The organism is uncultured Methanobrevibacter sp. (genome assembly GCF_937881195.1).
Lineage (GTDB): Archaea > Methanobacteriota > Methanobacteria > Methanobacteriales > Methanobacteriaceae > Methanobinarius.
The window spans coordinates 14,546-36,529 of record NZ_CALGFC010000003.1 but is presented as its reverse complement, the minus strand read 5'-3'; the positions used below and the strand labels follow the sequence as shown (position 1 = coordinate 36,529).

General features: G+C 23.8%; 19 protein-coding genes. 10 read left to right on the top strand and 9 right to left on the bottom strand.

Annotated features, from left to right (window positions below; all coding sequences use genetic code 11):
• Positions 1-221 precede the first annotated feature (221 nt).
• Positions 222-722 (top strand): hypothetical protein, encoded by a 501-nt coding sequence (locus Q0087_RS00185; protein WP_297896933.1) that lies wholly within the window; start codon positions 222-224, stop codon positions 720-722.
• Positions 723-984: 262 nt separating this feature from the next.
• On the top strand, positions 985-1,362 hold the full coding sequence (locus tag Q0087_RS00180) for a hypothetical protein (protein WP_297896930.1): 378 nt from the start codon (positions 985-987) through the stop codon (positions 1,360-1,362).
• A 129-nt stretch (positions 1,363-1,491) separates the two neighbouring features.
• On the opposite strand, the gene Q0087_RS00175 is transcribed toward Q0087_RS00180, so the two are convergent.
• From Q0087_RS00175 to hdrC, 5 genes are all read right to left on the bottom strand, one after another.
• Complete coding sequence (locus Q0087_RS00175) at positions 1,492-2,172, bottom strand: TIGR00289 family protein (RefSeq protein WP_297896927.1); 681 nt, start codon at positions 2,170-2,172, stop codon at positions 1,492-1,494.
• Positions 2,173-2,257: 85 nt separating this feature from the next.
• Entirely contained in the window at positions 2,258-3,055 is a 798-nt protein-coding gene (locus Q0087_RS00170; RefSeq protein ID WP_297896925.1) for a hypothetical protein, read from the bottom strand.
• 553 nt (positions 3,056-3,608) lie between these two features.
• A complete protein-coding gene (locus Q0087_RS00165) occupies positions 3,609-4,862 on the bottom strand; it encodes a methanogenesis marker 16 metalloprotein (RefSeq protein ID WP_297896923.1) in 1,254 nt (417 codons plus the stop codon).
• A gap of 395 nt (positions 4,863-5,257) precedes the next feature.
• On the bottom strand, positions 5,258-6,244 hold the full coding sequence (gene hdrB, locus Q0087_RS00160) for a ferredoxin:CoB-CoM heterodisulfide reductase subunit HdrB (protein WP_297896920.1): 987 nt from the start codon (positions 6,242-6,244) through the stop codon (positions 5,258-5,260).
• 9 nt (positions 6,245-6,253) lie between these two features.
• Positions 6,254-6,847 (bottom strand): ferredoxin:CoB-CoM heterodisulfide reductase subunit HdrC, encoded by a 594-nt coding sequence (gene hdrC, locus Q0087_RS00155; RefSeq protein ID WP_297896918.1) that lies wholly within the window; start codon positions 6,845-6,847, stop codon positions 6,254-6,256.
• A gap of 690 nt (positions 6,848-7,537) precedes the next feature.
• On the opposite strand from hdrC, the gene Q0087_RS00150 reads away from it, so the two are divergent.
• Together Q0087_RS00150 and Q0087_RS00145 are read left to right on the top strand one after the other, a co-directional pair.
• Positions 7,538-8,290, top strand: coding sequence for a HesA/MoeB/ThiF family protein (locus tag Q0087_RS00150; RefSeq protein ID WP_297896916.1), 753 nt, complete (start codon positions 7,538-7,540; stop codon positions 8,288-8,290).
• A gap of 135 nt (positions 8,291-8,425) precedes the next feature.
• A complete protein-coding gene (locus tag Q0087_RS00145; RefSeq protein ID WP_297896911.1) occupies positions 8,426-8,626 on the top strand; it encodes a MoaD/ThiS family protein in 201 nt (66 codons plus the stop codon).
• A gap of 589 nt (positions 8,627-9,215) precedes the next feature.
• Here Q0087_RS00145 and Q0087_RS00140 read toward each other — a convergent pair.
• Positions 9,216-10,427, bottom strand: a complete 1,212-nt coding sequence (locus tag Q0087_RS00140; RefSeq protein ID WP_297896907.1) for an FAD-dependent oxidoreductase — start codon at positions 10,425-10,427, stop codon at positions 9,216-9,218.
• Between the two features lie 473 nt (positions 10,428-10,900).
• The gene (gene thiI / locus Q0087_RS00135; protein ID WP_297896902.1) at positions 10,901-12,046 is read right to left on the bottom strand and encodes a tRNA uracil 4-sulfurtransferase ThiI; all 1,146 of its coding nucleotides are present in this window, start codon (positions 12,044-12,046) and stop codon (positions 10,901-10,903) included.
• Between the two features lie 739 nt (positions 12,047-12,785).
• On the opposite strand from thiI, the gene Q0087_RS00130 reads away from it, so the two are divergent.
• The 5 genes from Q0087_RS00130 (at position 12,786) to fdhD (ending at position 18,611) form a co-directional block, all read left to right on the top strand.
• Positions 12,786-12,944, top strand: a complete 159-nt coding sequence (locus tag Q0087_RS00130; protein WP_297896897.1) for a hypothetical protein — start codon at positions 12,786-12,788, stop codon at positions 12,942-12,944.
• Between the two features lie 541 nt (positions 12,945-13,485).
• The gene (nifH, locus tag Q0087_RS00125; RefSeq protein ID WP_297896894.1) at positions 13,486-14,355 is read left to right on the top strand and encodes a nitrogenase iron protein; all 870 of its coding nucleotides are present in this window, start codon (positions 13,486-13,488) and stop codon (positions 14,353-14,355) included.
• 181 nt (positions 14,356-14,536) lie between these two features.
• Positions 14,537-16,078, top strand: a complete 1,542-nt coding sequence (locus Q0087_RS00120) for a nitrogenase component 1 (RefSeq protein WP_297896891.1) — start codon at positions 14,537-14,539, stop codon at positions 16,076-16,078.
• A gap of 96 nt (positions 16,079-16,174) precedes the next feature.
• On the top strand, positions 16,175-17,521 hold the full coding sequence (locus Q0087_RS00115; protein ID WP_297896888.1) for a nitrogenase component 1: 1,347 nt from the start codon (positions 16,175-16,177) through the stop codon (positions 17,519-17,521).
• A 328-nt stretch (positions 17,522-17,849) separates the two neighbouring features.
• Positions 17,850-18,611 (top strand): formate dehydrogenase accessory sulfurtransferase FdhD, encoded by a 762-nt coding sequence (fdhD, locus tag Q0087_RS00110; RefSeq protein ID WP_297896885.1) that lies wholly within the window; start codon positions 17,850-17,852, stop codon positions 18,609-18,611.
• A 58-nt stretch (positions 18,612-18,669) separates the two neighbouring features.
• Here the strand turns inward: fdhD and Q0087_RS00105 are convergent, their stop codons facing one another.
• Together Q0087_RS00105 and Q0087_RS00100 are read right to left on the bottom strand one after the other, a co-directional pair.
• Positions 18,670-19,212, bottom strand: a complete 543-nt coding sequence (locus Q0087_RS00105; protein ID WP_297896882.1) for a nucleoside monophosphate kinase — start codon at positions 19,210-19,212, stop codon at positions 18,670-18,672.
• 289 nt (positions 19,213-19,501) lie between these two features.
• A complete protein-coding gene (locus Q0087_RS00100; RefSeq protein WP_297896880.1) occupies positions 19,502-20,245 on the bottom strand; it encodes a 4-phosphopantoate--beta-alanine ligase in 744 nt (247 codons plus the stop codon).
• A gap of 242 nt (positions 20,246-20,487) precedes the next feature.
• Here Q0087_RS00100 and Q0087_RS00095 point away from each other — a divergent pair, with 242 nt between their 5' ends.
• The gene (locus Q0087_RS00095; protein ID WP_297896877.1) at positions 20,488-21,513 is read left to right on the top strand and encodes a M42 family metallopeptidase; all 1,026 of its coding nucleotides are present in this window, start codon (positions 20,488-20,490) and stop codon (positions 21,511-21,513) included.
• Positions 21,514-21,984: the final 471 nt, after the last annotated feature.

The window sequence follows — 21,984 nt, the reverse complement described above, 5'->3', positions numbered from 1 at the left end:
AATCATTTAATTTTCTATTTAAGCAATTAATTTTCATAATAATTTCTATATTTTTATTTTTATCATTGTCATTAGTGAATCTTATAAAAATTGATAATCTTTATTTTATTATAGAATTTGGAATAGTATTTAATTTAATATCTTCGATTACAAGTAATATATTTTTAAAGTTTAAAATATTTATTAAAAAGGGAACAAAAAAGCAGATAGATGTCAAATTTTTGAAAGAAGGGATGATAATTGATAATTTAGAAATTAATAATAAAATAATTGATATAAATGATCATCTTTCTGTTAGTCATAAACCTGATGAATTTAACAAGTCTACTAAATATTATAATTATATTAATGAAAATGATTTTGATAAATCTAATTATCATAAAAATAAAATTAATAACTATAAAATAAATAAAAAAAATCAATTTGACATTTTAAATTTTATACTTTTTAGATTTAATCTTATTGAAAGAAACTTTTTTTATAATGTTGCTATTAAAAAGATTAATGAAAATTTTTTTCTAACATCAAAAACTACAGCTGGACTTTCAAAAGGAGATATAATTTTAATTAAAAAACTTTTTGAAAATAAATATATTTCTAATAATATTAATATTAAAATAGGACTTCCTTTTGCACCTTCAATTCTTTTTGGCCTTATATTTAGTATTTTCATTGGGGACTTATCTTTTATTCTATATAAGTTAATAAGTATATTTTTTTAAATTCTATTATATTAAATAATTAAATATATTAATATCAGATTTTAAGTTTAATATTAATTCAAATGAGGTTAAAATGATTATTAAAAGAATAAAATTTTTAATTAAAGAAAAATATATAAATTTATTAATTTTTCTTATTCTATTTAAACATATAATTTCAATGAAAAATATATTAAAAATATATAATAAATTCTCTTTTAATAAGAATAATAAAGGTCAACTTTCAATAGAATTCTTACTAATTTCATTTATATTTATTTTAATGCTTGTTTCGATTTCATTACCTCTAACAGAAATAGCTATTGATTCAAGTATTAGTAGTGTAAATCTAATAGAAACGAAGTCTGAAATTTTAAAAATTGTGAATTCTATTGATGATGTATATTCCGATGGTGTAGGATCAAAAAGGACTCTTTTTGTTGAAATGCCTAGAGAAACAAATTTGAAAATTTCAAAAAATCAAATATTGAATAAAGGGATAGCTATTGGAACTTTATCTTCATTGAATGATTCAAAAACAATTAATATTACATTTGATGCTATAAATGTTGATTCAATAATGAATTTTAAAAAGAGTACTAATTATAAAATTATAATTGAATGGCCTTTAAATAATGAGAATATTATAGTAAAAATGTAAAAAGTAATTCGAATTTAAATAATTAAAATAATAAAAGATTATTAATTTAGTATTTTACTATATTCGATATATTTTATTAGTTTAAATTATGCTTTAATGTTTGAAATTTGTTTATTTTATCCTCTTTTATCATTTATTTAGTAAAGATGCTTTTTTAACATTAAAAATTCCACTATCTTTATTCCATATTTTCTCAGATTCTTCAATTTTAACCTTTTTTTTAAAGATTGGGCCATCAATTGCTAAAGTTTCAGCTTCTCCACCTTCAAATGCAATATTTATTTCATATTTTTTTTTAATTTCAATTAATTCATCAATTGCATTATTGTCTATTTTTCTACCGAGCCATGAATCATCAAGCCCATATGCAGAAACTCCAGTTATAATAATATTAAATCCTAAATCAACAATTCTTCTCATATATTCTTCTTCATCAATATGCCATAATGGTGCGATAGATTTAAGTCCTAAATCCTCACATAATTTATCAATTCTTGATTTTTGATAAACTGAAAATAGAGCTCCTGTATAAATTGCTTCTACTCCTTTTTCTTTAAGATTTTTTAAACTTTCTTTTAAATCAATAAGCTCTTTTTCCTTAATTCCTTTGGTTTTAGCTTTAATTATAGGAATACCTATGGCATCAGCTATTAAATCGGTTATATGTATATTAGGGATATGAAACATATAAGATTCATCATTTTCAGATTCTATTGATAGCAAAAATGCAACATCATCATTATTTTTAAGGGCTTCATAACAAGCCATTGTACTATCTTTTCCTCCAGAAAATAAAACTGCTGATTTCATATAACAACCTTTTTTAATTTAAGTATTTTTCAATTTTTATCTATCTATTTTCTAACTGTTTATTTATATATTTTTCAATTTTTATCTATCTATTTTTGATTTTTGCAATAAATCTTCTGATTCCCTCAAGAATATTATCAAAAAAGATACTAATCAATGCTACAACAAGCCCAATAATTCCTGAAATTAGAATAACATAATTATTATCTAACATTGACATTTTAGTATTATTAATAGCACTTTGAACAGGACCGTTAATTGAACTAATAACAATATTATTTGAATGTAAATAATCAGTAACTTCCTTAACACTATTTGATTTAGCATTAATATTTATTATCACAGACGAATATTTAACATTTATTCCACTAGAATACATTAACCACTCAGTCAAAGTACTAATAGCTTTACTTGGATCATAATTATGAGTGAAATTTATAGAAATAAGTCCTTCAGTATTAACAGAATAATTTTTAAAATTTTCATCAACTATTGGCACTTTATCTTCAATAATTTGCTTCGTGCTTTCAGAAAAGGGGTCTGTTTTGAGAATTATTCCTTTATTTATTACTGATATAACTCCTTCTTTTTGATTTAATTCAGAAATTAATTTATTCCTATCAACCGACGGTGATACTTCAATAATAATTGTTTCATTATTTTCGCCAATTGTTTCATATATTGATCCTACAACATAAGGCATTTCTTGATAAATAGGAGTTATAAAAAATGTTCCTCCAACTAAACCAACTACAAATCCAATAGCTAAAACAGAAAGAATATCTTTTTTTCCAATAATTGGTGTTAAAAGACCCATCGAAAATACAAATACCATTAACAAGATAAATAAGAAAATATAAATAATCGAAGTTATAATATCCATTAAATCATTCCTAGAAATAATAATTATTTTTAATTTTAATTATAATTAATTTAGCTAATATATAGTATAAATGTTTTGATGTAAAAGAAACATTAAATTTTCAAAAAACTTTTTGAGATATTTAAATTAATTTTTAGAGTATTAATATTTTTTTTATTTAATTAAAAATCTAAAGTAATAAATATGTTATAAGTTAAATTAATAAAAATTAACTTATTAAATTAGAATAATAAAAATGAAAATAAGACTATATTAATAAAAAAATAAGTAGAAAATAAAAATTTGGTTACAAAATATAATTTACAAAATAATAATAATAATAAATGAGATATAAAACTAATTAAAAATTGATAAGAGTAAATTTTATAAATAAATTGGGATATATTTGTTAAATTGATTTAATTATATTATTTTTTTTTATAATTAAATAATAATAAATAAAGCCACAATTTTTAAATTCAAATATAATTCCAATTTATAATTTACATATATAATTCCAATTTATAATTTACATATATAATTCAAATTTATAATTTATATATATAACTCAAATTTATAATTCAAATTCTCCATTATTTATTTCTTGTTTTAACTTAACTGAAATCTTTTTCCCTCTCTGTATATCTGATTGTCTGCAAGTAATAGGTATATTATGATTTTTGTTTTCAATTTCAAGATCAACTGAACCTAAATTTATGTTATATGTTTTATTTTTTGTAATATATGCACACAAACCACAACCAAAACATTTATCAAGATTAATTGTTCCATTATCATTAATCGCATTTGTTGGACATGCTTTTTGAACTTCAATGTTATCTTCTTTTTTGAAATTTGATGAATTAAAAGTAGGTCTTTCATCATAGCCTTCCCATACTTTATCATAACTAGTTTCAGTTAATGGCAAATGTCTTCCATGTATATCAGCAACTACAAGTGGAATGTCACTATTTACTATTTTAACATCATTAAAAATGTTTTCATTTAATATTGGTATTGGTATAGCAACTGAATCATATATTTCTGGCCCTGCTCCAGTTTTAAACCCTCCTATATATTCTGAAGACATTTTAAGCATATCTCCAGTTAACATTAGATTTGGTTTAGTATCAGAACTCCTAGTTCCAGAACCTAAAACTACTCCGGGGCCTCCATTAAACAATATTTTAGTTCCTTCTTTAATAACATTTCTCCCAACATCATTTTGCAAAGGATTTAAATCTCCACATCCTGAAAAAGAAAATTGGTCTAATCCTCCTTTCATTGGAATTCCATTAAAAATTGAATTAACTACATCATTTGCAGGATTTACAAATGCAGTATAATTTCTAAAAGCCATTCTAACCCCAATTATTTGTGCTCGTGGGATATCTTCGATGTTAACAGTAGTTTCAAATTTTTGACCATCAATTGCTTCAACTTCAACATCAATATCATTTCCACTTAATAAATCTTTAAAAAGGAAACCTCCTCCATATTCATGATCCCTTACGCTATGTTCTGTTCCATAGGCTATTACATCAACTGAACCTAAAAGTTCATTTGGGCATGGGCCAGGATAAGCAGGAACACCATTAAGATAGACTTTTTTAGCTTTTTGGAAAACTCCTGGTTCTGTGACTCCAATATGGAATATTGCAGCAGTACCGGACATTATACCACAAGTACCACAGGTTACAACATCCACATCATCAAATTTTATATCTTCTTCATTTTTTATTGCTTCTTTTATTTCCTGAGCAGTGAATACATTCGCATCACCTTTTTTTATTTTTTCTTTAATCTCATCTAAGCTTCTTTTTAACAAGTATCTCACCTTTTAGTGATTTATTTTAGATTTTTAATAATAATTTTTCTATTATCTAATTTAATTTCTATTTACTAAATTTCAATTTATAAAAATAATGATATAATCAGAAATAAATATTATTTAAAAATAAAATCTATTTTTAAAATTATTTTTATTATTTAAAATTATTTTATTGCTTAACAATTATTTTTTCATGTTTTACAACATTTTATTAAATTTTATTATATATAAATATTAACAATTGTTATATTCTTATATATTTAAATAATTACCTTAATTATTAGTTCATGATATTTTAAAATTTTAATTTTATTAAATAAAATAAATTTATAGTATATTTAATATTATAATAATTATTATATGGATATTTTATTTTAATATTATGATAATTATTATATAGATATTTTATTTTGGCTATTTTCAATTTTATCATTAACTTTTGATTTATTATTATCAGTATTCATCTTCTCAATTAGTGGTTCAATAGGAATTGTATGTGTTTGAATTCCAACAATTTTATATGGGTCTGCACCTAAAATTAAGGCGATAAATTGAGTAATATTTAAATGAACTGTTTTTAATTCAATATTTAACTTTTTAGAAATATAAGGTTGATATCTATCAAATTGCATATGACAATTAGGGCACATATGTATTAATATATCAACATTTTGATCATTTAAGGCTAAAAGTTTCTTTTCAGTCACTTCTAAAGATAAATCTTTATTAACAAATCTTTGCCTAAAACCTGCTCCACAAGTTGATCTTTTTTCATTATACCATCCAATTGTATCGATACCACAACTTTTTACTATTTCATCTAATAATATGGGATTCCTAGACCCATCTAATATATTATCATAAGAAACTTTACAATAGTGGCATGCATGATGTGTAGCTATTTTTATATTAGATAAATCTAATTTAATCTTTTTGCTGATTTCTTTTCTTTTATCAAATAATATATCAACAACATGAAGAATATTATTTTCAGTATTTATTGAATCTTTTTTATAGCTATCAAATCCACATTCATTGAATATTTCATTAATTTCATCTCTTAAATCGTCATTTTCATTTAATATTTCTGAAGATTTTTTATTTATTGCATAGCATGTTGCACACATTGCTACAATATTCTTCTTGTTGATTTTTTTAGCTAAATTAAAATTTCTAGCAGCTATTAATGTTGTTGAAAACTGATCAAATACATCACTGTAATGTCCTAGTCCTGTACAGCAAGATTGTTCATGATCAATTATATAATCAATATTTAATTTATCAAAAATATATTTAGTTGAAGATTCAATCCCTGGATATTCAGTACTAACTAAGCAACTTTTGAATAATAAAATATTTTTATCTGGTATTTTATCCATTTTATCACTTTATCCACTTTTCATTTTTTCCATCCTTTTATGGAATTTTGCTTTTTTAAGTAGTAAATTAACTTCTTTGATTGATTTTTTAGGCATTTTCACTGGACCTAAAGAAAGATCTTCTCTTATTTTATCAAGATTAGTTTTTAAATCTAACCAGCCATCAATATCATTATTCAAATCCATGAAAAAACTTTTTGGTATTCCTCCAATTCCAATATCTAAAAAGGTATTGCCATATGTTAAAAAAGGACTCACATGTTTTTTTGCTATTCCTTTGTTAATTGCAATCTGCCTCAGTACTTGATTAATTAAACAAACACTATTTTTCACAGGACAAACACTTTGGCAGGTATAACAATAAAAACAATCCCATATTTTTTCATCTGAAATTATAGTTTCGTCATTTTTAAGAACTTTATATACTATATCTCGAGGATTATAATCACTATGTGCTGCTGCAGGACATACTGAAGTACACATTCCACATTGAATACATTTAAGTAATCCTAAATCTTTAGGTGCTTCAATACTATTCAATATTTCTTTTGGAAGATTTATGGATTTTCTATAATTAATTTTTTTATCATTATCATATTTCATGTTCATTAGCTCTCGTTTAATCCTAACAATAATCTATTAAAAATTCTATTGATAAATAACCTATTAAAAAGTCTATTGATAATTTATCAATGTAATAAATAATGAAATAAGTATATTAATTAAATCAATTATGTTATTTTAAAATGATTAAAATTAATACAATTTATAACAATAATTAATAATTAGAATAAAATATTCTTATGAAAATATTTATATATAAGTTCGTCTTAATATAAAAATATAACTATTGTTATAAATAAGCTAAGAATTAAATAAAAATTAAATATATAATAAAATTAAAAAGATAAAATTATTTTTTATATTATGTTATTGATTAATTTTGTATTGTTATTAATGATGTTACTCAAATAATATATTATAATTCATTAATTTGTTATTTGGTAGATTTTGAATCATATGATTTGATATTTAGATATAATATTAATAATTAATCATATAATATGTGTAATATAATATATGTATATTCATTAACATATATACTATAATTAGAATCTATATACTAAATTGATAGGAATATAATTATTAATTATTTATTTAAATATTTAAAAATAAGAATTATTTAAAAATAAGAATTATTTAAAAATAAGAATTATTTAAAAATAAAAATTATTTAAAAAATATTAATTATAAAAAATATTAATTATTTATTTACAACAAGAAAGTGATTAAATGCCAACAAGATATATTGGAATGGGATATTGGGAAATTATTAGTAGACAAATGAGTATAGTGACAAAAAGTCAGCAAACCCGATTTAAAGAAGCTGAAGTAACTGTAATTGGATGTGGAGGAATTGGTGGTTCATTAATTGAACAATTAGCTCGTATGGGAGTAGGAAAAATTAATTTAATTGATAAAGATATTTTTGACCTTTCTAATATGAACCGACAATTAATCAGTGGATTAGAAACATTAGGTAAAGAAAAAAGTTACTCTGCAAAAGAGAGAGTTAGGAACATAAATCCTTATGTTGAAGTTAATGCATTTAATGAGGAATTAAATGAGAATAATGTTGAAGAAGTTATTGGAAGTTCTGATGTAGTTCTTGATGCATTAGACAATTTAGTTACTCGTATCATTGTAAGTAGGGCTGCTAGAAAGCTTGGCATTCCTTATGTTCATGGTGCAATTCATGGTACAATGGGTCAAGTTTCAGTATTCACTCCTGAAACAAAAACTTATGAAGAAATGTTCCAGTTACCCTCAGTTGATAGGGAACTAAATGAAGATACTATTAATGATGTTAATGGATTAAACAGGGGGGTTCCCCCAGTTATTGGACCAACCCCTAATATTGTAGGTTGTTTAGAAGCATTTGAGGCTTTTAAAATAATTACTGGAATTGGTGAAGTTATATACTCTCCTAAGCTTTTAACATTCAACATTTTAGATTTATCATCTTTTGATGTAATAGAACTATAAGTAATTTAGATTCATAATGAAAATAATTTTTTTTATCATGAATCTTATTTTTTATATTTTTTATATTTTTTATATTTTTTATAATTTTTTTAATTTTTATAATTTTTTTACTAATACAGAAAATAAGGTGTTATTATGAGTTTTACTTTAATATTTGAAAATAAAAAAGAAGATAGAGAGCTTGAAGGTGAAATAACAATTCTTGATGTTTTAAATGAGCTTGATGTTTCTATTGAAAGTACAGTTGTTAAAAATAATGGGGAAATTGTGGAAGAAGAAACCATAATTCAAGATGGGGATGAATTACAAGTCATACAAATTGTCTATGGTGGATAAAAAAATATAATTTAACTTCTATTTTTTTAATTTATATGATATATTAAATTTATTCATATGACAAAATAAGTTATTTAAATGGATATTATATTTTTTAATATTTTTTTTCTAGTTTATAATAATTATTATAATAATTTCTATAGTAATTTTAATATTCATATAATTCTTTCTATACTAATTTTAATATTCTTATAATAATTTTTATAGTAATTTTTATAATTATTATAATTATTCATCAATTCTTTTTTTTTATTGTTTATGTTGTTCGCATTGTTTTTATTTATTTTATTTATTCTTATTTTAGGTTGAAATTAATTTATATCAATATTTTGTTTTATTGGTAATATTTGAGTAATTATTTTTAAATTTAGATTTTTATAATAAATTTTAATCGATTTCAGTTTTATATATTTAAAAAAATTTAATATAAAGAATAATTAAATAATAAAAAAAAAATTTAATATAAAGAATAATTAAATAATAAAAAATAATTTAATATAAAAAATAATTTAAAAACATATATTTAGAAATATATACTTACAAATTAAAATATATACTTAAAATTAAAATATATGTTAAATTTAAAAAATTAACTTAATTCATCTATAAGATGTTTTGATAGCCTTTTTGATAATCCTAAAATAGCTATTATTGGAGGAGCTCCTGGAGCTTTAGGAATAACACTTGCATCTGAAACAAATAATCCTTTATATTCTGTTTCAAGGTTAGTATCAACAATATCTCCAATTGCAGCTGTTCCTCCAGGATGAGCACCTCTCAAGCGTGTTGAAACAATAGTATTTGGATCTACACCTGCATTAACTAATATTGCACCTGCTGTAGCTGCTCCTTCTGCAATGAATCTCACATCTTTTATTGAATTTTCTTTAATTATCTCTCCATTAACAATTTTTCCGTGATTATCATCCGGAATCTTTACCATGACACTTAAAATGTCTCCTTTTTTAATGTTATCGTCGTCCATATTTTCATTTAATAAAACAGAATAATGGGGAGCAAGAACAAAATTTCCGCCAATGACTAATGCATTCATTGTAACTTCTTTATGGTAATTAATATCTTTTATAACGCCACCGACAGTAACAAATGGATCTAAAAACAATTTTTCACCAGCTTTTAATCCTAACTTCTGAAGAATAATTGCAGAATCAATAGCTCCTGCAGCTAAAACAACTTTATCGGATTTAATAATTTCTTCAGTTCCATCTGATTTTTTAACTTTCACTCCTTTAACTGAATCTTGATCAGTTATTATGTCTGTAACTTCAGTATTATCAATTAATTTAGCTCCATTTTCTATAGCTTCTTTTATAAAATCTTGTGAAGACCATTTAGCATCGTTTGGGCAACCCCAAGCACATTTACCACATTGGGTACAATCTTCTTCTCTGATAAATTTAGGCATTTTTATAACGGGAAGCCCAATAGATTTCGCAGCTTTAATGAACTTTTTAGTTCCTTCACCAAAATGCGAATCATCCATTTGATGAATATCTAATAATTCCTCTACTTCATCTAACTCTTTTGATATATCGACACCATATTCTTTTAGTTCTTCTTCAAGTAACCTAACACCATTTCCTGCTGCAACAACACTTGATCCTCCAACACAAGTTGTTTTTGAAAGATCTAAATAGTCATCTACTTTATCATAATATTTGTATGAATCTCCAACATTACAAAAAGGTCCTTTTTCAATTATAGTTACTGGAATTTTTGATTTAGCTAATTCCATAGCTAATATTGCTCCTCCTACACCAGAGCCAATAATTAATACCATAGTCTCACCATATTTTTATATATAAAATAATTCCTTTATTATATAATTTATTATATAATTTATTATATAATTTATTATTTTATGGATATTTTTTATTTTTTTAATAATTTTATATTTTATATAGTTTTTTTTTGAATAATTTATTAATAAATTACTTTTACAAATGATAAACATAAATTTAATCTATATATTATTAGATTATTACTAAAATATTTTTAACCATAATAATAATATTTTATAACAATTGTTATTTAATTTAAATTAATATATAAATATTACTATTTAGTGAGATATTTTAAATAATTAAATTTTTAATTAAAGTTTTATTTGTATAATAAAGTTCTTTATTAATTATTTAATTTATTTTAAAAGTAATAACATATTATAATTGATAAAATTTAATATTAGTGAATTAATATCAAAATTTTTATCATTAAAAAAATTTATTTATTGCACTTTTTTATAGTTTTTATTTAGTATAAGCTATTTACAGCTTTTTCAATTTCTATTTCTTGATCAATTGATTTTATTGCATCATTGACTCTTTTAAGTTCTGCTTTAGTTTCGGGATATCTTGGGACTGCAGAACAGCCTCCATCATTTATCTCAGATATTGGAAAAGTTCCAATTTTTCTAGATATTTTTTCTATCTCAATCTTATCTAATCCAATAAGTGGACTCAATATTGGAAATTCTGTATTTGCACGTGTAGCTAGAATATTAGGGAGTGTTTGAGATGCAACTTGCCCTACACTACTTCCATCTATTATTCCCAACGCATTTTCTTTTTTTGCAACTTTACTAGCTATTTTATACATTCCAGATTTACATAAAACGCAGGTAAGCTTTTCAGGTGCATTATCCTTACATTTTTGCAAATAATCACCATATTTTACAATTTTTGTTCTTATAGGGAATCCATAGGAATAATCATTGAGTTTATCAATTAATTTTTTAAAATTTTCTGTAACTTTTGGACCAGCAAAAGGATCATTATCAAAATGCATAGCTGTTATAGCACAACCTCTTTTCATCATTAAGTATGCAGCTACAGGGGAGTCAATACCACTAGAAACTAAAGCAACTAATCTTCCTTGTGAACCGAGAGGTAATCCTCCAGGTCCTTTTATTTTTTCATGAAATATATATGTTTTATCATCCCTAACTTCGATAAATATTTCTATATCTGGATTAGAAAGGTCAACAGGAGCATCAGTTTTTTTTATAATTACTGATCCTGAAAATCCTGCAATCTCTTGAGATGAAAATTCATGTTCTCCTACTCTCCTACACCTTACTGCAAATTTTGTATTTGAATTTATTAAGTTTTTTTCCATAAGTTTTTCAGTATATTTATTTAAATCATTTTCTATGTCTTTATGATTAGTTTTTGTTGGAATAGCAGGTGAAAAAGAAACAATTCCAAAAATTCTTTTTAATTTAATCATTGCTTCGGGAAAATTTTTTGGGTATATAAATATTCTGCCTTGGTTTATTTTTATTTTGCAATCAAATGCTGTTTTTATATTAGACTTTAGTTGTCTTTCAAATCTACTTCTTACTCTAGGACTTTTTAATCCAATTTCACCATATCTAGCTATTATAAGTTCTTGTTCCATATAATCTCTCCAAATTTCTTATTTTTATTTTCTAGGAAATTTTAATCATTAAAATATTTTTTATAGATATAAAAATAATATAATAATTATTTAATTTAAAAATAAAAATTTTTATTAAATATTAAATCTAATCATTTTTTTTATATTATTATAATTATTATATTATAATTATTATAACAAAAAATTTAAATAACAATTGTTATAAATAATATTTTGTTAGTTATATTTAAACTTATACCTTAGAATATCATCATAAAATCTCATTTGAAATATCTATTTAAAAAATTTAATTAAAAATATTTGATTAAAAAATTTTATTAAAAAGCTTTATTAAAAAGCTTTATTAAAAAGTTTTATTAAAAATTTATTATAAAATAATATTTGATTTAAAAATAATATTTCATTTGATAATTAAAAATTTCACGCTGATAATTAAAGGTTAATAACTAAATCGTAAAGTTTATATATTATAATAAATAATTATTAATAACGATTGTTATATTTAGATTATTAGTAAATAAAATAAATAATCGTGTGTTATTGTATAAAAAATTATGTAATTATATATAATTTTGTATAATTTTTTTATAATATTATACAATGTTAATTATATTAATATTATCTAATGTTAATTATATGTTATAAAATTAATTATATAATTAATGATATGTATTATAATAATTAACTATATGTTATTCTTATATGAAAAATATAATTAAATAAAGAATGGAGGCCTAAAATGATTTGTGATTTAAATATACTAAAATCTGTTGGATATATTTCAAAAATATCTAATAAATTAGTTGATTCTAGGCTTGCATTTGTATACAATGAATTTATATCATATAAATTGTTTTTAAGATATAAATCTTATTCTATTATTGATTTTATGTGTTGATTTAAACAAATAACTCTCATTTGCTATAACTGATAATAATTAATATTTAATTAGATAATTATTAATAAATAATTTTTTTAATGAATAATTTTTTAAAAATATATTAATTAAATTAATTAAATAATAAATTTAATAAAAAATATATAAATTATATTTAATAATTTAGATATTTTAAAAATAATTACATATTATTTAATATTATATTATTAATTTATATTATTATTATTATTCTATTAATTTTTAATTTAACTTATTCTATTAATATAATAAATAATTGTATTAAATAAGAATATATTAAAAATTAAAATAAAAAATTATAAATTAATTTTATTTGTTTTAAATATTATTTAGTTTAAATAAAATTATTGTCAGTTATATATTATTTAGAGTTGAAATATCACTTATTCTGTTTTTAATGTTTAATTTATAATTTTTTAAATTAAACCTTGATTTAATTTTATATTAAAGACAGGAAGAAAAAAATCAATAATATAACAATTGTTATATAATTCTTAGCTTAACTATTAATGAGGTAGAAAAATTGAAGAAAATAAAAGAAATTGCAATATATGGAAAAGGTGGAATAGGAAAATCTACTACCACCTCAAACATTAGTGCTGCATTATCAGATGCAGGATATAATGTAATGCAAGTTGGTTGTGACCCAAAAAGTGATTCTACTCACACATTAACTGGTGGAAAATCAATACCCACAGTATTAGAATCATTAAGAAAAGGAAGAGGGGCTTTAAAAGTTGAAAACGTAATTTTTGAAGGATTTAATGGAATTCATTGTGTTGAGGCTGGAGGCCCAGAGCCTGGTGTAGGTTGTGCTGGAAGAGGCATAATTACTGCAGTAGAATTTTTAAAACAACAAAATGTATATGAAGAATATGCTCCTGATGTTGTTTTATATGATGTACTTGGAGATGTAGTATGTGGTGGTTTTGCTATGCCTATAAGAGAAGGAGTAGCAGATCAAGTTTATACTGTTTCTTCAGCCGATTTTATGGCTATTTATGCAGCTAATAATCTTTTTAAAGGTATAAAAAAATATTCTACAGGTGGAGGGGCTCTTTTCAGCGGTATAATTGCAAATTCAATAACATTTTCTGCTCAAAAAGATATATTAAGAGATTTTATTGATCAAACAGATAGTACAATTGCAGGGTTTGTTCCAAGATCACTTACAGTAACTCAAGCAGAATTAGCAGGTAAAACAACTATTGAAGCAGATCCCGAATCTTCTCAAGCAGATGTTTACAGAGAACTTGCAAAAAATATTTACAATAATAAGAAGGAATATGTCCCATCTCCATTGGAAAGTGATGAATTAAAAGATTGGGCTGAATCATGGTCTGATAAATTATTAGATCTTAAAAGACAGGAAGAAGGTGATTTTAAAATATAAGATTAAACTTCTCATAAATCAAATATTAATCATAAAATTAGGTTATAACCCTTAATACAAGATAATTTATAAAAAAAATTAAATTAAGGGAGAATTTAAGAAAATATTCAAATTAGATAATAATGGCTGAAAATAAACAATAATGGTTATAAATATGAAAAATTTTAAAAGGAGTTAAAATATGGCAAAAAATGAACTTGATTCGGAGGATTATATTGTAGAACTTGATAAAAACACATGTCCTACTCGAGAACAACGTGCAAATGGAACTAATGTGTATTTCGGAAAGGCGAGCGAACTCTTAAATGATGCAAAAAAAGGAAATTTAAGATGTACAGAAAGAGGATTTCAACAGTCTGGAGGTTGTATTCTTAATTTTTACCTAGCTGTGAGAGTTTCTACAATAAGAGATGCGGCAATTATTTTCAATGGTCCTGTAGGATGTTCACATTCAGCGTTGGGTTATAAAGAATTGTATGGTGCAATTCCAGAAGCATTAGGAAAACCAACAAACTATAAACTTAACTGGTTAACAACCAATCTTGGTGAAGATGATGTAGTATTTGGAGCTAAGGATAAACTTATAGAAGCAATTAAAGAAGCACAAAAAAGATATAATCCAAAAGCTATCTTTATTTTAACTACTTGTGTTACAGGTATTATTGGTGAAGATATTGAATCTGCAGTTAATGAAATACAAAAAGAGATTGATGCTACTATAGTTCCAATACATTGTGAAGGTGTAAGGTCAAAGATCATGCAAACTGGTTATGATGCATTTTGGCATGGAGTATTAAAATATCTTGTTAAAAAGCCAAAAAAGAAACAAAAAGATTTAGTTAATATTGCAAGTATGTTATCATATGCATGGCAAGATAGAATAGAAATTGAAAGATTATTAGGTAAATTAGGATTAAGAGCAAATTTTATACCCGAATTTGCAAGTGTAGAGGACTTTGAACAACTTGGAGAAGCAGCAGTTACTGCACCTATTTGTCCGACTTATACAGATTACCTTTCAAGAGGACTTCATCAACACTTTGGAGTCCCATTTTTCATGTATCCGTCTCCAATTGGTATAAAAAATACTGATCAATGGTTAAGAGAAATTGGAAAATATACTGGAAAAGAAAAAGAGGTAGAAATATTAATAAAAGAGGAACATTCTAAATGGGTTCCTAAAATGAAAGAAATAACAACAAAATTCAAGGAGATTGAAGATTCAAGAGGAGGTAAGAGAATTGATGTTCTTGGTTCTCTTGGTCAAGGAAGACTTGTTACTCAACTCCCATATTTTGATGAATTAGGTGTTAAATCATCTTCTGCAATGGCTCAAGACTTTGATGATATATTAATAGATGAATTAGAAGACGTTATAAATAGAGTTGGTGACTTTGATGTAATGGTAAATACCTTCCAAGCTGCAGAACAACTACATATTACTGAGCATACTAAACCTGATATGGCTTTAACTTGCCCATTCCAAGGTGGAGCTTGGAAACGTGAGGGTTCTGTTTCAAGGTTACATTCTCTAAGAGGAGATCCAAGAAAATGGAGTACTCAAGCAGTTTATGCTGGTGCAGTTGCGTATGGAAACTTTTTATTACAAGCATTAAAGAATCAATCATTCCAAAGACTTTCAAAAGAGAAGACTGGAGTGAGTGTAAAGAAATGGTATTTAGACCAACCCGATCCATTATACTTTGCTGAAAAGGGAAAATAATGAAAAGTGATTATTAAAATGATTATTGATTAATGCTATTAATTTAATTTAATCATTTTTATTTAATCACTTTTAATTTTAAAAGGAGAGAAAAAAATGAGTGAAAATAAATCAGAAAATTATGTTGATGAATCAAGTTCTCCAAGAATAGTTGAAGCTCCAAGGTATGGTTGTACTTTATCTGGAGCTTATGAAGCAGCTGTTGGACTTAATGAAGGAGTACCAATTTTACATTCGGGTTCTGGATGTGGAATGAGTCAATTATTCGGTGCTAATTATGGAGGGGCACAAAACGCTCCTGGTGATTATGGAGGTTCTTCTACTCCATGTTCATGTCTTGTTGAAGAACATGTAATCTTTGGAGGAGAAGAGAAATTAAGGAAACTTATAGACTCAACAATAAAAATCTCAACAGGGAAATTTTTTACAGTAATTTCCGGTTGTGTACCATCATTAATTGGTGATGATGTAGATGCAGTAGTAAGTGAATTTAGAGATAAAGCTCCTATAATCCATGTTAATGCTCCTGGCTTTAAAGGAAATTCCTTTGAAGGATATGAACTTTTTTTCGAAGCACTTGCAGATCAATTTTTAACACCATCAGAAAATAAAGATAAAAAATTAGTTAATATTTTGGGTATTGTTCCATTTCAACATATATTTTGGAAAGGTGAACTTAGAGCAATAAAAGAATTACTTTCAAAAGTTGGAATTGAAGCTAATGTAATTTTTGGTGAATTTGATACTGTTGAGAAACTTGAAAAAATACCTGATGCTTCATATAATATTGTTTTATCATCATGGGTTGGCCATAGAGCAGCTAGTAAATTTCAAGATAAGTTTGAAACACCATTTATAAGTTTCCCAAGCATACCAATTGGACCTATACAGACTAAAAATTTCTTAAGAAAATTAGCTGAAATTTTACCTATTGATAAAACAAAATTAGAAGAATTTATTAATACAGAAGAAAGAAGAGCATACCGTACAATTGAATATGCAGGAGATATTCTCCAGTTTGATGTTCCTAATGTATATTTCGGTGTTGTAGCTGATTCAAACACTGCTAGTGGTATTACAAGATATTTGACTGATGAAGTTGGTCAACTCCCTGACGTGGTTATAATCACAGATAACCCACCAAAAGAATATAGAGAAAGCATTATAGAATCTATTACTGGTAGTGATGAGATAGAATTTACACCAGATATTATATTTGAGATTGATTCTTATAAAATCGGAGAAATTTTGAAAAATAGACCATTTTTAAATTTATATGCAAGCTCTCTTGAATCTGTTATAAAAGCAGAACTTGAAACAACTCATGTTACAGTTTCTTTCCCTTCATATAATAGATTAGTTTTGGGAGATAATTATGTAGGTTTTGATGGTGGACTTAATTTAATTCAAGATCTATTTTATGATAAGGCAGGTCCATTATAGCTCATGATTATCAAATTTAAATGTTTTTATTTTTTTTATAGGCATATGATCTTAAAGGGATAAATATATTCCTAATTATATTATCTATTGATATATAACTTCTTAAATTATGTAAATGTCTTTTAAGGAGTTATAATAATTTTATATTTAATTATTCAATTTTATATTTTTTTATAAATGATAAAAATCAAATTATATAATTTAATATAATTTATAATATCATTAGTAATAATATAAAATTATATAAATAGATTTTAAATAATTATTTTATTAATATTAGATATATTTATAAATATAAAATAAATGTAATGAAAAAGGATTTGAAAAAATGCCTATGACAAGTAAAATTGATACTTTAATTTATGATGATAATAAATTCACAGAAAATGAGGATATAATTGTTTCAGATGAAACAATAACTTTAGTCATAAACAAGACACTAACTAGAAGTTTTTCTATTAGTCCTGATTCTTTAAAAGATTTTAGTGTTGGCTACATGTTAGGGGAAGGTTTAATAAATAGTATCGATAATGTTGAAGAAATAGAAATTGATGGTAATAATATAAGTGCCAAAATTGATTTAGAAGATTTTGACATTAAAAAAGAATTGATAGTTGGTTCTGACTGTTTTGGAGGTTGGAGAAGTAAAATAGATTTTATAGATAAAGTTGAGTCCAATTTTATCATTGATCCTAAAGACTTATTAGAAAATGCTGAAAAAATCAGAGAAAAAGCAGTTATATGGAAAAAAACGGGAGGAACCCACATTGCTAGTTTTATAAATAAACAAGAAAATGAATTTATAAGTAGGGAAGATATTAGTCGACATGTTGCAGTTGATAAAGTCATTGGTGCAGCTGCTAGAAAAAAATTAGATTTTAATAATTCTTATATAATTTATAGTGGTAGGATGCCCGCAGATGTATTAATAAAAATAGCAAGAATTGGAATTCCTTTAATTGCCTCAAATGCAGCTCCAACTTTATCTGGATATACAGTAGCTGATGAAGCAAATATAACAATGGTTGGTTTTGTGAGAGGGGAGAGATTTAATGTTTATACTCATCCTGAACGTTTAAAATCAATATAATTTTAATAGGATATATTACAATATAAAACAATTAATAATTTAGTAAAACTAATATAAATTAACTTATTATATTTTTAAAAAAACTATTTATTTGTTTTTTATATTCTTCCAAACTATCTTCATTAATAAATATAGAATCTGATGTTGCTATAACAGCACCTATACCAAAATCTAACTCCCTCTGATCCCTTTTTAAAAATTCTTCATAAATTGAAGAATCATCATTACGATTTCTATTTTTAAGTCTATTAAATCTTGTTTTTGGTGAAGCAAAGACTGATAAAAGTAAAAATTCTTTAAAATTTTCTTTAAACATTTTTATTTCATATTGGCTACGTATGCCTTCTATTAAAAAAATATTCTCTAAATTATTCTCTTTATTTATATTTTTGATTTTTTCAATAGTTAATTTAGCTAAAACATATTCGCCAAATTCTTCTCTCAATTTTATTGAAGTTTCTCCAACATCAGCATTTCTTTTTTTAGCTTCTTCTCTAACTAAATCTCCCATATTAATTACCATGATTCCTTTTTCTTTAGCAAGCTTGGAAATTAAACTTTTCCCTGAACCGGGTAATCCTGAAATACCTACAACTTTCATAAAATTCACTTTAATTTTGTTTTAATATTAATTTAAAATTATATATAATTAAATTATAATAAAACTTAATTGTTATATTTTATTATATATTAAAAATTATTATATTTTAATAAATTTTATATTTATAAATAAAGATTATACTTATATAAAGATTATATTTAAATAAGCATTATATTGAAACTAATTCTAAAATTGAAATTAATTTCTAAAAATTACTATTAAATAAACATTATATTTTGATAATTATTAAATTTTAATAAAATTTATATTTTAAATATTATTATTATTATTAATTGTATTTGTCCAGATTAATATGCTCTAAGGATTTTTTAATATTATTTTCATTTGAAAAATCATCAATAATTCTTTTTAAATCATTATTATCTTTGGATTTTAATTTTTTTGCATATTCAATCATTAGAGGAATTGTTCTCACAATATTATCTACAATAGTTATATCTGCAATTTTAGCTGTTCTTGACAAAGGATTTAAATCAATAGCTATGATTTTCTTACCATTATTAGAAAGAACTTCTGCCCTATCTCCATCTTCCAAGGAAACTAAAACAAGATCCGCAGAATATATTCCCTCTTCACTAGCTGTAGCCCTAGGAGAATCAATATTATCAATATATTTTAAGTTTTTATCATCATTACCTAATATATTATTATATCCCAAATTTTCATAAATTTTAGAAATAATCTCAACACGTTTTTTTGTTCTATAAAATAAATTAATTTCAATTTTAGAATTAGTTTCATTAGCTAAATCAACAATTTCTTTTGCAGCTAGTGCAGTACTATTTCCATTGACAGATAAAACAGGATTTTTTGCTAAAAGAAGCATTGCTACACTTGTTTTAATCGCATTTTTAGAGGTTGGGGTGGTTTTTTCTCCAATGAGATAATCAAATGCTTCACCTCTGCCATGAGCAATCATTCCAGAATCAGCTAAATATCCCTCTTTATATGCATTTTTTATTTTTTCTCGTAAAATAAGAGATTTATATCTAGGATGACTTTTAGGTATCATACATACTTAAATAATATTACAAAGTTTATAAACTTATTGTTGATATAATTTATTAATTTTATAAGAATAATATTAATATTAATTATTAAATAAAAACTATTTATCATATTTTAAAAACTATTTATCCTATTTTTAATAAAATATTTATGTAATAATTCATATAAACTTATATAATCAAATATAATTTATTTGAATTTAAATATGCATTAATTACTTATCTTTATTATTCATATGGTGAAAAAATGAATTTAATGGAAAAATTATCAGTAACTCCAGGGATATCTGGTTTTGAAGGAAAAATTGTTGAAATTATTAAAGAAGAACTCAAAGATCATGTAGATGAATTAGAAGAAGATTTGATGGGTAATGTTATAGCTATTAAAAAAGGCGAAAAAAAAGGAACAAAGGTAATGTTAGCTTCCCATATGGATGAAATTGGATTAATGGTTCGCCACATTGATAAAAAAGGTTTTCTTCGTTTTACAAAAATTGGTGGAATAAATGATCAAATGTTACTAAACCAGACAGTAACAATTCATGGAGCAAATGGTGATGTTACTGGTGTTATTGGATCAAAACCTCCTCATGTCATGAAAGCTTCTGAGAGAAAAAAAATTGTTGAATATGATTCAATGTTTATTGATATTGGTGCTTTTTCAAAAGAAGAAGCTGAAGAATTAGTTACTGTTGGAGACCCTATAAGTTTTAAATCAGAATACGAAGAATTTCCTAACAATCTAATTATGGGCAAAGCTCTTGATAATCGTATTGGCTGTTATATTATGATAGAAACTCTAAAAAGAGTTAATACTAAAGCAACTGTCTTTGGTGTTGGAACAGTTCAAGAAGAGGTTGGTTTAAAAGGTGCAAAAACATCATCATTTAAGATAAATCCTGATATGGCATTTGCTTTGGATGTTACTATTGCTGGAGACCATCCTGGAATAAAAGAAGATGATGCACCAGCAAAAATTGGTGATGGACCAGCTATAATTTTAGCTGATGCAAGTGGAAGAGGAATTATTACTCCAGAGAAAATTAAAAATTTATTAATTTCATCTTCTAAAGAAGCAGATATCAAATACCAACTTGAAGTAAGTGAGGGTGGAACTACTGATGCATCTGCTATTCATTTATCTAGAGATGGAATTCCAACAGGTGTAGTTTCAGTTCCAACTAGATATATTCATACAACTGTAAGTATTGCAAGCATGGAAGATGTTGAAAATACAATTAATCTTCTTGTTAAAGCAATTGACAGTTTATAATAAAATATTATAAAATTAAAAAAATAGTATAAAATTAAATTTAGTACTTCATTAATAATTTATTAATATTTAAATATAATATTTAAATTTATTTAAATTCACCGTTCTATTGATATTTAAATTTAGTATTAAATTATTATTTAAATTATTTTTTATTATTTTTATATTTTTTATTCATTTTTAATAATTTATAATTAATTTACTATTTATTTTACATATTCTATTTTATTATTCTTCTATATTTTTATTATTTTTTTCACTTATTTTCATTTATTTTCATTTTTAACAGTTATCTTATTAATATTGAATTTATATATTAGTATTTTTAATTTAATTAATTTATTAAAATTTATAATCCCCGAAGAATATTATAATATAATAAATATTAAAAATTAGTAAAAAACTAAGGAAAATGATAAAACTGAAAATAAATAAAAAAATATCAATAAAAGTGAAAAAATAAAATATTAA

What these genes read in the sequence shown, in the direction of transcription:
- Q0087_RS00180 (WP_297896930.1), top strand. Translation starts at nt 985, where the DNA reads ATGCTTGTTTCGATTTCATTACCTCTAACAGAAATAGCTATTGATTCA.
- thiI (WP_297896902.1), bottom strand. Translation starts at nt 12,046, where the DNA reads ATGGAACAAGAACTTATAATAGCTAGATATGGTGAAATTGGATTAAAA.
- Q0087_RS00140 (WP_297896907.1), bottom strand. Translation starts at nt 10,427, where the DNA reads ATGGTATTAATTATTGGCTCTGGTGTAGGAGGAGCAATATTAGCTATG.
- Q0087_RS00100 (WP_297896880.1), bottom strand. Translation starts at nt 20,245, where the DNA reads ATGATACCTAAAAGTCATCCTAGATATAAATCTCTTATTTTACGAGAA.
- Q0087_RS00170 (WP_297896925.1), bottom strand. Translation starts at nt 3,055, where the DNA reads ATGGATATTATAACTTCGATTATTTATATTTTCTTATTTATCTTGTTA.
- Q0087_RS00115 (WP_297896888.1), top strand. Translation starts at nt 16,175, where the DNA reads ATGAGTGAAAATAAATCAGAAAATTATGTTGATGAATCAAGTTCTCCA.
- hdrB (WP_297896920.1), bottom strand. Translation starts at nt 6,244, where the DNA reads ATGGATAAAATACCAGATAAAAATATTTTATTATTCAAAAGTTGCTTA.
- hdrC (WP_297896918.1), bottom strand. Translation starts at nt 6,847, where the DNA reads ATGAAATATGATAATGATAAAAAAATTAATTATAGAAAATCCATAAAT.
- Q0087_RS00175 (WP_297896927.1), bottom strand. Translation starts at nt 2,172, where the DNA reads ATGAAATCAGCAGTTTTATTTTCTGGAGGAAAAGATAGTACAATGGCT.
- Q0087_RS00120 (WP_297896891.1), top strand. Translation starts at nt 14,537, where the DNA reads ATGGCAAAAAATGAACTTGATTCGGAGGATTATATTGTAGAACTTGAT.
- fdhD (WP_297896885.1), top strand. Translation starts at nt 17,850, where the DNA reads ATGCCTATGACAAGTAAAATTGATACTTTAATTTATGATGATAATAAA.
- Q0087_RS00150 (WP_297896916.1), top strand. Translation starts at nt 7,538, where the DNA reads ATGCCAACAAGATATATTGGAATGGGATATTGGGAAATTATTAGTAGA.
- Q0087_RS00145 (WP_297896911.1), top strand. Translation starts at nt 8,426, where the DNA reads ATGAGTTTTACTTTAATATTTGAAAATAAAAAAGAAGATAGAGAGCTT.
- Q0087_RS00105 (WP_297896882.1), bottom strand. Translation starts at nt 19,212, where the DNA reads ATGAAAGTTGTAGGTATTTCAGGATTACCCGGTTCAGGGAAAAGTTTA.
- Q0087_RS00130 (WP_297896897.1), top strand. Translation starts at nt 12,786, where the DNA reads ATGATTTGTGATTTAAATATACTAAAATCTGTTGGATATATTTCAAAA.
- Q0087_RS00095 (WP_297896877.1), top strand. Translation starts at nt 20,488, where the DNA reads ATGAATTTAATGGAAAAATTATCAGTAACTCCAGGGATATCTGGTTTT.